Origin of the sequence: Nocardia bhagyanarayanae (assembly GCF_006716565.1) — a bacterium.
Taxonomy (GTDB): domain Bacteria; phylum Actinomycetota; class Actinomycetes; order Mycobacteriales; family Mycobacteriaceae; genus Nocardia; species Nocardia bhagyanarayanae.
The window spans coordinates 123591-135586 of record NZ_VFPG01000001.1 but is presented as its reverse complement, the minus strand read 5'-3'; the positions used below and the strand labels follow the sequence as shown (position 1 = coordinate 135586).

15 protein-coding genes are annotated in these 11996 nt (G+C 68.5%); 8 read left to right on the top strand and 7 right to left on the bottom strand.

Annotated elements, in window-relative coordinates:
- Positions 1-104: 104 nt before the first annotated feature.
- Entirely contained in the window at positions 105-1019 is a 915-nt protein-coding gene (locus tag FB390_RS00555; protein ID WP_141807186.1) for a sulfurtransferase, read from the bottom strand.
- Between the two features lie 166 nt (positions 1020-1185).
- On the opposite strand from FB390_RS00555, the gene FB390_RS00550 reads away from it, so the two are divergent.
- Complete coding sequence (locus tag FB390_RS00550; RefSeq protein WP_141807185.1) at positions 1186-1977, top strand: helix-turn-helix transcriptional regulator; 792 nt, start codon at positions 1186-1188, stop codon at positions 1975-1977.
- Here the strand turns inward: FB390_RS00550 and FB390_RS00545 are convergent.
- From FB390_RS00545 to FB390_RS00535, 3 genes are all read right to left on the bottom strand, one after another.
- The gene (locus FB390_RS00545) at positions 1903-2541 is read right to left on the bottom strand and encodes a nucleoside triphosphate pyrophosphatase (RefSeq protein WP_141807184.1); all 639 of its coding nucleotides are present in this window, start codon (positions 2539-2541) and stop codon (positions 1903-1905) included. The two genes, FB390_RS00550 and FB390_RS00545, sit on opposite strands and share 75 nt — an antisense overlap.
- A complete protein-coding gene (locus FB390_RS00540; protein WP_246123792.1) occupies positions 2538-2867 on the bottom strand; it encodes an acyl-CoA carboxylase subunit epsilon in 330 nt (109 codons plus the stop codon). Before FB390_RS00540 ends, FB390_RS00545 begins: the two co-directional genes overlap by 4 nt.
- A gap of 134 nt (positions 2868-3001) precedes the next feature.
- On the bottom strand, positions 3002-4642 hold the full coding sequence (locus FB390_RS00535; protein ID WP_141807182.1) for an acyl-CoA carboxylase subunit beta: 1641 nt from the start codon (positions 4640-4642) through the stop codon (positions 3002-3004).
- Positions 4643-4822: 180 nt separating this feature from the next.
- Here FB390_RS00535 and FB390_RS34030 point away from each other — a divergent pair, with 180 nt between their 5' ends.
- Both FB390_RS34030 and FB390_RS00530 read left to right on the top strand, forming a co-directional pair.
- Positions 4823-5008, top strand: coding sequence for a hypothetical protein (locus FB390_RS34030; RefSeq protein ID WP_246123791.1), 186 nt, complete (start codon positions 4823-4825; stop codon positions 5006-5008).
- Positions 5009-5060: 52 nt separating this feature from the next.
- Positions 5061-5882: a biotin--[acetyl-CoA-carboxylase] ligase gene (locus FB390_RS00530; protein ID WP_246123790.1), complete on the top strand. Its 822-nt coding sequence runs from the start codon at positions 5061-5063 to the stop codon at positions 5880-5882.
- Positions 5883-5905: 23 nt separating this feature from the next.
- Here the strand turns inward: FB390_RS00530 and FB390_RS00525 are convergent, their stop codons facing one another.
- Together FB390_RS00525 and FB390_RS33335 are read right to left on the bottom strand one after the other, a co-directional pair.
- A complete protein-coding gene (locus FB390_RS00525; protein ID WP_141807180.1) occupies positions 5906-6859 on the bottom strand; it encodes an acyl-ACP desaturase in 954 nt (317 codons plus the stop codon).
- 27 nt (positions 6860-6886) lie between these two features.
- Positions 6887-7030 carry a hypothetical protein gene (locus tag FB390_RS33335; protein ID WP_185756899.1) on the bottom strand — a complete coding sequence of 48 codons (144 nt, stop codon included), beginning with the start codon at positions 7028-7030 and terminating at the stop codon, positions 6887-6889.
- A 31-nt stretch (positions 7031-7061) separates the two neighbouring features.
- Between FB390_RS33335 and FB390_RS00520 the strand changes: the two genes are divergently transcribed.
- The 3 genes from FB390_RS00520 to FB390_RS00510 are packed head-to-tail and all read left to right on the top strand — an operon-like array spanning position 7062 to position 9625.
- Positions 7062-7601 carry a PH domain-containing protein gene (locus FB390_RS00520; protein WP_141807179.1) on the top strand — a complete coding sequence of 180 codons (540 nt, stop codon included), beginning with the start codon at positions 7062-7064 and terminating at the stop codon, positions 7599-7601.
- A gap of 37 nt (positions 7602-7638) precedes the next feature.
- Positions 7639-8316, top strand: a complete 678-nt coding sequence (locus tag FB390_RS00515; protein ID WP_067787709.1) for a response regulator transcription factor — start codon at positions 7639-7641, stop codon at positions 8314-8316.
- Between the two features lies 1 nt (position 8317).
- Complete coding sequence (locus FB390_RS00510) at positions 8318-9625, top strand: ATP-binding protein (protein ID WP_141807178.1); 1308 nt, start codon at positions 8318-8320, stop codon at positions 9623-9625.
- A 20-nt stretch (positions 9626-9645) separates the two neighbouring features.
- Here FB390_RS00510 and FB390_RS00505 read toward each other — a convergent pair whose 3' ends face one another.
- The gene (locus FB390_RS00505; protein WP_141807177.1) at positions 9646-10188 is read right to left on the bottom strand and encodes a GtrA family protein; all 543 of its coding nucleotides are present in this window, start codon (positions 10186-10188) and stop codon (positions 9646-9648) included.
- Positions 10189-10227: 39 nt separating this feature from the next.
- Between FB390_RS00505 and FB390_RS00500 the strand changes: the two genes are divergently transcribed.
- The gene (locus FB390_RS00500) at positions 10228-11448 is read left to right on the top strand and encodes a 5-(carboxyamino)imidazole ribonucleotide synthase (RefSeq protein ID WP_141807176.1); all 1221 of its coding nucleotides are present in this window, start codon (positions 10228-10230) and stop codon (positions 11446-11448) included.
- Positions 11441-11941 (top strand): 5-(carboxyamino)imidazole ribonucleotide mutase, encoded by a 501-nt coding sequence (purE, locus tag FB390_RS00495; RefSeq protein WP_141807175.1) that lies wholly within the window; start codon positions 11441-11443, stop codon positions 11939-11941. Before FB390_RS00500 ends, purE begins: the two co-directional genes overlap by 8 nt.
- The last annotated feature ends 55 nt before the right edge of the window (positions 11942-11996 follow it).

Here is an 11996-nt window from a genome sequence, read left to right as displayed (position 1 = left end):
ATTCGCAGCCGGTGTGATCGAAGCCCTGCTCGGCGTACCGAACGCTGTCGCACGCGGTCCGCCCGCAGCTCCGCGCGTAGCCGCGGCGAAGGTCGAGATACGCCTTACTTTCCGCGACCGCGCCGGGTCGTTCCCGACGGAACCTCGCCCGGTTCAGCCCCCTTGGCGATCGGCATCCGCACGGAATTGCCCCATTCGGTCCACGAGCCGTCGTAATTACGGACCGTTTCGTAGCCGAGCAGATAGGTCAGCACGAACCAGGTGTGGCTCGAGCGCTCGCCGACGCGGCTGTAGACGACCAGGTCGTCGGCGCCGTCGAGGGGCGCGTAGATGGTGTCCAGCTCGGCCCGCGAGCGGAAACGCCCGTCCGAGCCGAGCGAGGTGTCCCACGGGATGTTCAGCGCGGTGGGAATGTGGCCGCCGCGCAGCGCCGCGTCCTCGGGGTTGTCCGGCTTGGGGGTGAGCTCGCCGGAGTACTCCTCGGGCGAGCGCACGTCGAGCAGCGGTTTTCCCAGGTGGGCGAGCACGTCCTCGCGGAAGGCGCGCGCGGTCGTGTCGTCGCGGCGCACCGTCGGGTAGTCGCTGGCCGCGAGATTCGGGGTGTCGAAGGTGGTGTCGCGTTCCTCGGAGATCCACGCCTCGCGCCCGCCGTCGAGCAGCCGCACGTCCTCGTGCCCGAAGAGCGTGAACAGCCACAACGTATGCGCCGCCTGCGCGTTGCCGCGATCCCCGTAGATGACCACCGTGTCGTCGCGTGAGATGCCTTTGGCCCGCATCAGTTCGGTGAAACGGGCGCCGTCGATATAGTCACGCGTGACCGGATCGTTCAGATCACCGCGCCAATCGATCTTGACGGCTCCCGGTACGTGTCCGATGTCGTAGAGCAAGATGTCCTCGTTGGACTCGACGATCCTGAGTCCCGGCGCGCCTATGTTTGCCGACAGCCACTCTGTGGTTACTAGTCGGTGAGGATGTGCGTACGTTCCGAATGAGGGATGTGAGTCCGGGGCGACGGGCACGATATGGGTCCTTCACACGAGGTAGACGGTGGTTACGGCGGTTCGGGTCTCACAGCGATGTTAAATGTGAGGCAATTGTGAAACTCGTTTCAGATCACGAATCGGCTGATTGGGCGAATAAATCGCACCCTCATCCGATAAAGTCTCCCGGGAGGAGGGGTGAGCTATGTCCGATTCTTGGCCGCGGCGGCGACTGCTCGCGATCCTACGTGGCGCAAGCGAGCCTCTCGACGCCCAGGAGCTGGCCAGGATCACCGGACAGCACGTCACGACGGTGCGATTTCATCTCGACGTGCTCACCAAGGAATCCCTGGTTCGGCAATTCCAGCAGCCGCCGCGCGGCCGCGGCCGTCCGCGCATCGGCTACAGCGCGGTGCAGCGCTCGGTGGGCTATCAGGAATTGGCGCAGGTGCTCGCCGACCAGCTCGGTCCCGATCCGCGCCGCCGCTCGGAGGCCGCCGTCGCGGCCGGACGCGCCTGGGGCGCCAAGCTCGACGCCGGTGATCACGCGGTCGAGTCGCTGGAGGACGCCAGAGAAGTCACGATGACGCTGCTCTCGGAGCTCGGATTCGCGCCGGAGCGCGATACCGCCGCCGAGGACTCCGGCCAAGCGGTGATCCGGATGACCGCCTGCCCGCTGCGGGAACTGGCCCGCACGCACTCCGAGGTGGTGTGCGGTGTGCATCTGGGTTTGATCAGAGAAGTGCTGGACCGCAACGGCGCGCGCGGCGAGGTGAACGTCCGGCTGCAACCGTTCGTGGAACCCGAGCTGTGCGTGACCCGGCTCGAATACCTGGCCCGCCGGAATCAGGAGACTCGCGAGGCGGCCTCGGTGCCGATCGGCGCCGAGACCGGCAGCGCGGAAGCGCCCCTCACGCCGCCGCTACTGGGTCGTGTGGCGCCACAACTGCGCAACGGCGACCCCAACGTCGCCAAGCAGTCGGCGCAGCAGTGGTAGGCCGATACCGATGACGCTCGACGGATCGCCCTCGATCCGGTCGACGAACCAGCCGCCGAGCCCGTCCAATGTGAACGCGCCCGCCACCTGGAGCGGCTCGCCCGTGGCGATGTAGGCGTCCAGCTCGTCCGGTTCCGGCTTGGCGAAATGCACCGTGGTGGAACTGCAGTCCACGGATTCGGCGACGATCTCGCCGTCGACCAGCCGCAGCACGCAATGCCCGGTGATCAGATCGGCGCTGCGCCCGGCCATCTCGGCCCAGCGGGCCCGCGCCACCTCGGGGGTGTGCGGCTTGCCCTGGAGAACGCCGTCCACCAGCAGCATGGAATCGCAACCGACAACGACGCAGTCGGCGGCGTATTCGGGGACGACGCTGGCGACCGCGACCGCCTTGGCCCTGGCCAGCTCGACGACCACCGCCTGCGGGGTGGTCTCGGCGGGCAGGGCCGCGGCGACCGCGTCCTCGTCCACATCGGAGACGCGCACCACCGGGTCGATGCCCGCCGAGCGCAGCACCTCCCTGCGGGCCGGTGACGCGGACGCGAGAACCAGCGTCGTCGTCACCGAAGGTGGGACAGGTGCGGGAAGGCGTACGGCGAGAACGGTGACGTGCCGCGGTGCATCGCGGTCGGACGCCCCCACATGTCGGCGGGGCCGGTGCCGGCCGGTGCGCTCGCCGCGTTCGCGGCGGCGGTCAGCACACACACCAAGGCGGCGACCTCCTCGTCGGAGGGTGAGCCCTTGACGATTCGAATGAACGGCTGCTCGCCCGCGTCGGCGGTCGGGGTGGCCGCGTCCGCGGTGACCGCCTCGATCTCGTCCGCGATCGGGTCGACTGCGAGATCCAATTCGGCGGCGGTCAACACGTCTTCTTCTGCCACGGTCGTCACAGTGCCAGATCCTTCCTCTAGCTCCATCGGGCGTTATAGCTATACCCGAAATGGGATGACGCGGTAATCATCCTCGGATTCACTCACTGCGTCTCTGCAACCAGTGTGCGCGGGTTACCGGGGTTATCGCTGACTCAGAGCGGGATGTTGCCGTGTTTTTTGGGCGGAAGGGTCACCATCTTGCGCTCCAGCAGTCGCAACGCGGACACGATCTGGCCGCGAGTGTGCGACGGCGGAATGACCGCGTCGACGTAACCGCGCTCGGCGGCGACGTACGGGTTCACGAGAGTGTCCTCGTACTCGTTCTGCAGCTCGAGCCGCAGCGCATCGACGTCGTTGCCGTCCTTGGCGGCCTGCTGCAGCTGCTTGCGGTAGACGAATCCGACGGCGCCGGAAGCGCCCATCACGGCGATCTGAGCGGTCGGCCACGCCAGGTTCACATCGGCGCCCATGTGCTTGGAACCCATGACGTCGTAGGCGCCGCCGTATGCCTTGCGGGTGATGATGGTGATTTTGCCCACAGTGGCCTCACCGTAGGCGTAGAGCAGCTTCGCGCCGCGCCGGATGATGCCGTTGTACTCCTGGCCGGTGCCGGGCAGGAAGCCGGGAACGTCGACCAGGGTGATGATCGGGATGTTGAACGCGTCGCAGGTGCGCACGAAGCGCGCGGCCTTCTCCGAGGCGTCGATGTCGAGGCAGCCGGCGAACTGGGTGGGCTGGTTGGCCACGATGCCGACGCTTCGGCCGTCGATGCGGCCGAAGCCGACGATGATGTTCATCGCGCGCTCGGCCTGCACCTCGAGGAACTCGTCGTCGTCGAGCAGGCGACGGATCACCTCGTGCATGTCGTACGGCTGGTTCGGCGAGTCCGGGATGATCGAGTCCAGCTCGAGGTCTTCCTCGGTGAGGGAGTCCTCGATGGCGCCGTCGATCGGGTCGGTGGGCGCGAAGCGCGGCGCCTCGGCGCGGTTGTTGCTCGGCAGGTAGCTGAGCAGGTCCTTGACGTAGTCGAGCGCGTCCTGCTCGCCGGAGGCGACGTAGTGCGCGACGCCGGACTTGACCATGTGGGTGTGCGCGCCGCCGAGGTCCTCCATGGTGACGTCCTCGCCGGTGACCGTCTTGATGACGTCCGGACCGGTGACGAACATCTGGCTGGTCTGGTCGACCATCACCACGAAGTCGGTGAGCGCGGGCGAGTAGACGTGTCCGCCCGCGGCCGGGCCCATGATCAGCGAGATCTGCGGGATCACGCCGGAGGCCTGGATGTTGCGGTGGAAGATCTCGCCGTAGAGGCCGAGGGAGACGACGCCCTCCTGGATGCGCGCGCCCGCGCCCTCGTTGATGCCGATCAGCGGGCGGCCGGTCTTGAGCGCCAGGTCCATCACCTTGACGATCTTCTCGCCGTACACCTCGCCGAGGCTGCCGCCGAAGACGGTGACGTCCTGGCTGAAGATGCAGACGTCGCGGCCGTCGATGGTGCCGTAACCGGTCACCACGCCGTCGCCGAGCGGGCGGTTGTTCTCCAGCCCGAAGTTGACGCTGCGGTGCCGGGCGAGCGCGTCGAGTTCCACGAAAGAGCCCTCGTCCAGCAGCGCGAGGATGCGTTCCCGGGCGGTCATCTTGCCCTTGGCGTGCACCTTGTCGACCGCGGCCTCACCCATCGGGTGCTTGGCCTCTTCCAGCCGATTCCGCAGGTCGGCCAGCTTCCCGGCGGTGGTGTGGATATCGGGTTCGCCCGCCGAACCGGATGCGGACTGCTGCTGGACACTCGTCATGGCTCGGAGTGTAACCAGTAGCAGTCGGTCTTTCTAACCCACGGTGGGCTACCCGCGAGTAGAAAAGCCCAGGTCGGCAGGGCTCGGAGGGGGTTCCGAGCGAAAAATCGGTTTCGGGTGAACGGTGGGGCCGGATACCCTGCGGGAGTCCATTTTTCGGCTCATGGGGAGGAGCCAGACATGTGGGAGTGGGGTAGATCCGTCGCCGAATACGCCGCGGCGGCGGCGTCGACGAGTTGGCGAGTACGCGAGGCCGAACCGACCATCTTCGATCCAGAATTCGAGGAAGAGGAGTCGACCTCCGACAGCACCGCGCGCGGGGAGCGAGAGCCGGGCATCATGGCCGGCTACGACCTCGCGGGCTGAGCCCGATCGCTCCCGTCCCGAGTCCGGGACGGGAGCGAGTAGCCTGCGGTTCGTGCAGACGCCACCGCCCGATTCCGCGCACCGCCCGCCTTTGGATGCCGAACTGTTGCGGCGCGGCCTCGCCGAGAGCGACTACGCGGACTTCTTCGCGCGGGTGGAGGTGGTGGAATCCACCGGTTCCACCAATGCCGATCTGATCGCCACGGCCGCGACCTCCGAGGATCACCGCGTGCTGATCGCCGAGACCCAGGAGGCGGGCCGCGGCAGGCACGCGCGTACCTGGGTCAGCCCGCCGCGGGCGCAGATCGCGATGTCGATACTGGTGCGGCTGCCCGGCATCGAGCCCGCGGTGCTCGGCTGGCTGCCGCTGCTGACCGGTATCGCCGTGGTGGACGCACTGCGCACTACGGCGGGTGTGGACGCGATGTTGAAGTGGCCCAACGATGTTCTGATCGGCGGCCGCAAGGTCGCGGGCATTCTGGCCGAGGTGGCGGCGAGCGGCGACGTTCCCGCGGTGGTGATCGGCGTCGGCGTGAACGTCGGCCTCACCGAGGCGGAATTGCCGGTGCCGCATGCCACTTCGCTCGCGCTGGCGGGCGCGGCGCAGACCGACCGCACCCGCGTAGCGCGATCGCTGCTGACGGAGTTCGCGCGCCGCTTCACCGCCTGGCGCGACGCGGCCTGGGCGACCGGCGATCTGGCCGCCGCCTACCGCGAGCGCTGCGCCACGCTCGGCATGGACGTGCGCGCCGAACTGCCCGGCGGGCAGGTTCTCACCGGCGTCGCGACGGGCATCGACCAGACCGGACGTCTGCTGATCGGAGACGACGCGGTGTCGGCGGGCGACGTCACCCATTTGCGCGCCGACTACTGAACCGCGCTGCGGGAACTGGGAACTCACGCAGGTTGCAAGTCCCCTTTCGCCGCCTCCCTGGCGAGCATGCGGTCCCGCTGCTCCTCGAACTTCAGCACGTCGCGGGCGAGCTTCTCCATGAACTCACCGAGCCGTTCCCGTGCCTGCTCGCCGCGCGGCCCGAAATCGTTGCGCTCGAAGACGTTCCACTTCTTCAGCACCGGCGAGACCACCTCGTCGAGATGCTGGCGCAGGTCGTAGATGCCGTGCTTGGCCATGAGCACGCTGTTGCGGCGCCAGTTCGGCATCCCGGCGCCCGGCATGACGAAACTGGTGAGCACCCTGGTCAGTGCCATGATCGCCTGGTCGGGAACCAGATCGAGGGCCGCGCCGCACATGTTGCGGTAGAAGATCATGTGCAGGTTCTCGTCGGCGGCCACCCGCTGCAACATGCGGTCGGCGATCGGGTCTTCGCAGACCTTGCCGGTATTGCGGTGGCTGACCCGGGTGGCCAGCTCCTGGAAGGTCACGTAGGCGACGTTGACCAGGAATCCGTCCCAATCCGGCGGCGCGTCGACGCCCTGGGTCATGTGGATCATCCTGGCCTGTTCCAGCGCGACCGGATCCACGCCGCGGGTGACGACCAGGTAGTCGCGCATGACGATGCCGTGCCGGTTCTCCTCGGCCGTCCAGCGGCCGACCCAGCTGCCCCACGCGCCGTCCTGGGAGAAGTTCTCCGCGATCAAGCGGTGGTAGGAGGGCAGGTTGTCCTCGGTGAGCAGGTTGGTGATCATCGCGGCCTTGGCCACGTCGCTCAATCGGGACTGCTCGGGTTCCCAGTCGACCCCGCCCATCGCCGCGAAGTTGCGCCCTTCGTCCCACGGCACGTAGTCGTGCGGATGCCAGTCCTTGGCCATCGACAGGTGCCGGTTCAGGTTCTGCTCGGCCACCGGTTCGAGTTCGGTCAGGATTTCGAGTTGGGTCAGATCCTTGGTCACACACGCCTCCACAGTCGTCAGTGCACGTCATGCCGAGCGGTTGTCGTCTGAATCGGGGCCGAGCTTTCGAGCAAGGGCGGAAACCGGGTCGTGCGCAATGCGAAACAGCCAGTGCAGCGATCCCCCCGCAAGCAGACGATTGTGCAGCACGCCGGAGCCGGTGTCAGGCATTCTGGCATCTTGCCGGGGTAGTGTTCCGAGCATGGGTTATCCGGAGGATGTGCTCGCCCCCGACGAGCAGCTGATACTCCATCGCCATCCGCATTGGAAGATGCTCTTCTGGCCCATCGTGACGCTCATCGGGGCCACGGCGCTGGCCGGTTTCGCCGGGGGACTGGCGTACCGCAACACCGTCGGCACCGCCACGACCGTCGTGCTCGCCCTGATCTTCGCCATTTGGTTCGCGATCGTCCTATGGCGTTGTGTCGCACCGATTCTCAGCTGGCGGACGACCCACTTCATCATCACCGACCGGCGCGTCCTCGTGCGCCAGGGCGTGCTCACCCACACCGGCATCGACATTCCGATGAGCCGCATCTCGAGCGTTCAGTTCCGGCACGGGCTGTTCGACCGGATGCTCGGCACCGGCACCCTGATCATCGGCTCGTCCTCGGAGGAGCCGCTCGAATACGACGACATCCCCAGCGTGCAGGATGTGCACGCGCTGCTCTACCACCAGGTGTTCGAAGTAGACAGGTCGAGCCACCAGCACGGGTTCGGCCCGGCGGGCGGTTATCGGTGAGTCGGGCGTTCGCGCCCGCGATCCGTAATCTGTTTCCATGACCGCCGTACTCCTGGCCGAAGACGACGAGGCCATCGCCGCCCCGCTGTCGCGCGCGTTGGGGCGCGAGGGTTATCACGTCACCGTGGAGAGCTTCGGCCCCGCCGTGCTGCGCCGCGCGCTCGAGGGCAATCACGACCTGCTGATCCTCGATCTCGGCCTGCCCGGCATGGACGGGCTGGAGGTGTGCAGGCAGGTGCGCGCCCGCGGCGCCGACCTTGCCGTGCTGATGCTCACCGCGCGCACCGACGAGGTCGATTTCGTGGTGGGGCTCGACGCGGGCGCCGACGATTACGTGGGCAAGCCGTTCCGGCTCGCGGAACTGCTCGCCCGGGTCCGAGCGCTGTTGCGCCGCAGTGGAATCGGCGACGAGGCGGTCGAGGTCGGCGGCATCCGGCTGGAGCCCGCCGCGCGCCGGGTGCTCGTCAACGGCGTCGAGGTCGGTCTGGCGAACAAGGAGTACGAGCTGCTCAAGGTACTCATCGACCGCGCGGGTCAGGTGGTGCCGCGCGAGACGATCCTGCGCGAGGTCTGGGGCGACGCCGAATTGCGCGGCTCCAAGACGCTCGACATGCACATGTCCTGGCTGCGCCGCAAGATCGGCGACGAGGGGCCGATGGCCGAGCGGCGCATCGTCACGGTGCGCGGCGTCGGCTTCCGGCTGAACACCGACTGACGTGCGACGCCGGATCCTGCGGTCGATGCTGACCGTGCTGACACTCACCACGGTCGTGCTCGGTGTGCCGCTGACCTACACGGCCTGGCTGTGGGTCGAGGACATCACCCGAAACGACTTGCAGAGCAGGCTGGACCGGATCGCCGCCGAGGTCATCGCCCAGGAGGAGGCCGACGGCCTGGTGCGCGGCGGTCTGGATGTGCGCGTGGTGCGGCCGCTGGTGCCGGAGAACGGCAAGCTCACGATCGTCTACCCGAGCCCGCAGGACAACGCCTCCCGCCTCGACATCGGCGCGGACTCGGTGCCCGACCCACTGGTGGAATCGCTGTCCATGGGCACGTCGGGATCGCTGCGGCTGGAGGTGCCCGCCGCGCCGATGCACGCGCGGCAGCGGCAGGCGGTCGCGGTGGTGGCGCTGGCCGTGCTCGCCTCGCTCGGCGCGGCGGTGACGGTCGCGGTGGTGACCGCGCGCCGGGTCGCCGATCCGCTGCGCGACGTCGCGGCGCGCGCGGCGCGGCTGGCGATGGGCGACTTCCGCGCCGACCCGCGCCGCCACGGCATCTCCGAACTGGACCGCGTCTCCGATGTGCTCGATTCGGCCACCGTCGAGATCGCGGGCCGTCTGCAACGCGAGCACGCGCTGGTCGCCGACGTCTCCCATCAGCTGCGCAGCCGCCTGACCGCGGTGCGGCTGCGCTTGGACGAACTCTCCGCGCACGCCGATCCCGAGGTGGTGCACGAGGCCGAGGAGGCGATGGCCCAGGTCGACCGGCTCACCGACGCCATCGACGAACTGGTCCGCGCGTCCCGCGACGAGGACGCGGCCGACCGCGATCCGATCCCGGTGATGGACGAGCTGTGCGGCATGGTCGCCGAGTGGAAGCACCCGTTCGCCGAGGCGGGGCGTGAGCTGGTGCTGACCGGCGACGAATCGCTGCGCGCGCCGATCACCGCGTCGCGTCTGCGGGAGGCGGTGACGGTGCTCATCGACAACGCGTTGATGCACGGCGGCGGCACCTGCACGGTGTCGGTGCGCACGGTCCGTCCCGGCAATGCCCGCGAGCCGCTGGTGTGCGTGGAGGTGGCCGACGAAGGCGAGGGCGTGCGCGACGAGCTGGCGCCGCACATCTTCGATCGTGGCTTCTCCGCGGGCGGGTCGACGGGCGTCGGCCTGGCGTTGGCGCGCGCGTTGATCGAGGCGGACGGTGGCCGTCTGGAGCTGCAGCGGCGCAGGCCCGCGCTGTTCGCGGTGTTCCTCGGGTCGTGGACGCCGACGCGGGCGACGGGCGCGGTGCCCGAGCCGCGCTGAGATTGTGCGGTGACAGCCGGTCAGGCCTGCCCGAGCTGTTCCTCTTCGATGAGCTCCTCGAGCTCCGCCTCCAGCTCGGTCATCTCGTCCGGGAAGACCCAGCGCCGCATCGCCCAGAACCGGAAGGCCATCTGGAGGAGGTTGCCGATGATGAAGGCGCTGACGAAGTCGGCGATGTTCTCGACGGTGAAGCTGACGTTCGGCTGCCGCAGGTCGAAGACATAGCTGGAGATCCACAGCGGGATGTTGCTCAGCGCCACGCCGACGCCGCTGACCCCGAAGAACAGCAGCGCCTCGTGGTGGCGCTCCCGGCCGCCGCGGTTCTTGAACGACCACTCGCGGTTCAGGATGTAGGAGGCGATCACGGCGATGACGCCGGAGATGATCTTCGCGGTGACCGGCTTCTCGGTCAGCACGGTCAGCTTGAGGAAGTAGAAGATCCCGCTGTCGATCACGAAGGTCGTCGCGCCGACGATGGCGAACTTGATCAGCTCGTGGTGGCGGTAGGCGATCTCCCGCAGGGGCCGGGGGAGGACGCTGACCACGTCGTCGACGAAAGACACGAGAGCCGAGTGTACCGGTAGCGGTCATTGCGGCCGGACATGACAAGATTGCACGACGTGAGTACCCGTTCCTTCGATGAAGCCGCGATGCCCACCGTCACCATGATCGGTGGCGGTCAGCTCGCGCGAATGACCCATCAGGCCGCGATCGCCCTCGGCCAGCGGCTCCGGGTGCTCGCCGAGAACCCGGAGGACCCGGCCGCGCAGGTCAGTCCCGACGTGGTGCTCGGCAGTCACACCGATCTGGCCGCGTTGCGCAAGGCAGCCGTCGGTTCGCACGCGCTGACCTTCGACCACGAGCACGTGCCGACCGAGCATCTCGAGGCGCTGGTCGCGGAGGGCGTCAACGTGGCGCCGCCGCCGCAGGCCCTGGTCTACGCGCAGGACAAGCTGGCCATGCGCACCAAGCTCGCCGAGCTCGGCGTCCCGGTGCCCGCGTTCACTCCGGTCGCCGAGCCCGCCGACGCCGTGCGCTTCGGTGACGAGCACGGCTGGCCGTTCGTGCTCAAGGCGGTGCGCGGCGGTTACGACGGTCGGGGTGTCTGGATGCCCGCCGACGCCGCCGAGGCCGAGTGGATCGTCACCGATCAGCTCGCACACGGCGTGCGGCTGCTCGCCGAGGCGAAGGTCGATCTGAAGCGCGAACTCTCGGCGATGGTGGCCCGTTCGCCGTTCGGGCAGGCCGCGACCTGGCCGGTGGTGGAGACCGTGCAGCGCAAGGGACAGTGCGCGGTGGTGATCGCGCCCGCGCCGGATCTGGCCGACGAGCAAGCGGCGGAGGCCGAGACCCTGGCGCTGAATCTGGCCGCCCAGCTCGGCGTGGTCGGCGCGATGGCCGTCGAGCTCTTCGAGACCCACGACGGAGCGCTGCTGGTGAACGAGCTGGCGATGCGCCCGCACAACTCCGGCCACTGGGGCATGGACGGTGCGCGCACCGGGCAGTTCGAGCAGCACCTGCGTGCCGTGCTGGACTACCCGCTCGGCGACACCAGCCCGTTGGCTCCGGTCACCGTGATGGCCAACATCCTCGGCGCCGAGCAGGCGCCCGAGATGTCGATGGACGAGCGGCTGCACCACCTGTTCGCCAGAATGCCCGAGGCGAAGGTGCACCTGTACGGCAAGGGCGAACGCCCCGATCGCAAGATCGGGCACATCAACGTCCTCGGCGACGACGTGGCCGAGGTGCGCGAGAAGGCAGAGCGGGCGGCGCACTGGATGTCGCACGCGGTGTGGACCGACGGATGGGATCCCCATGAGTAATCCTCGTGTTGGCCTGATCATGGGCAGCGACTCCGACTGGCCGACCATGGAGGCGGCCGCCGAGGCGCTCGCCGAGTTCGGCGTGCCGTTCGAGGTGGGCGTCGTCTCCGCGCACCGCACGCCGCAGCGCATGCTCGACTACGCGCGCGAGGCGGCCGACCGCGGCGTCCAGGTGATCATCGCCGGCGCGGGCGGCGCGGCCCACCTCCCGGGCATGGTCGCCTCCGCGACCCCGCTTCCGGTGATCGGCGTGCCGGTCCCGCTGAAGTACCTCGACGGCATGGATTCGCTGCTCTCGATCGTGCAGATGCCCGCGGGCGTCCCGGTCGCCACCGTCTCCATCGGTGGCGCGCGCAACGCGGGCCTGCTCGCGGTCCGCATCCTGGCCGCCGCCGACCCGGCCCTGCGCACCCGCATGACCCAGTTCCAGGCCGATCTGGAAAAACTCGTCCTCGAAAAGGACGAGGCCCTCCGCACCAAACTCCTCGGCTGACGTGCCCCGGTACCACCCGGCGCGCGGTTGCCCGTCGTACCGCGTGGGTCGCTAC

Coding starts and splice junctions, on each gene's coding strand:
- FB390_RS00550 (WP_141807185.1), top strand. CDS start 1,186: ATGTCCGATTCTTGGCCGCGGCGGCGACTGCTCGCGATCCTACGTGGC.
- FB390_RS00535 (WP_141807182.1), bottom strand. CDS start 4,642: ATGACGAGTGTCCAGCAGCAGTCCGCATCCGGTTCGGCGGGCGAACCC.
- FB390_RS34030 (WP_246123791.1), top strand. CDS start 4,823: ATGTGGGAGTGGGGTAGATCCGTCGCCGAATACGCCGCGGCGGCGGCG.
- FB390_RS33335 (WP_185756899.1), bottom strand. CDS start 7,030: ATGCCTGACACCGGCTCCGGCGTGCTGCACAATCGTCTGCTTGCGGGG.
- FB390_RS00520 (WP_141807179.1), top strand. CDS start 7,062: ATGGGTTATCCGGAGGATGTGCTCGCCCCCGACGAGCAGCTGATACTC.
- FB390_RS00515 (WP_067787709.1), top strand. CDS start 7,639: ATGACCGCCGTACTCCTGGCCGAAGACGACGAGGCCATCGCCGCCCCG.
- FB390_RS00500 (WP_141807176.1), top strand. CDS start 10,228: ATGACAAGATTGCACGACGTGAGTACCCGTTCCTTCGATGAAGCCGCG.
- purE (WP_141807175.1), top strand. CDS start 11,441: ATGAGTAATCCTCGTGTTGGCCTGATCATGGGCAGCGACTCCGACTGG.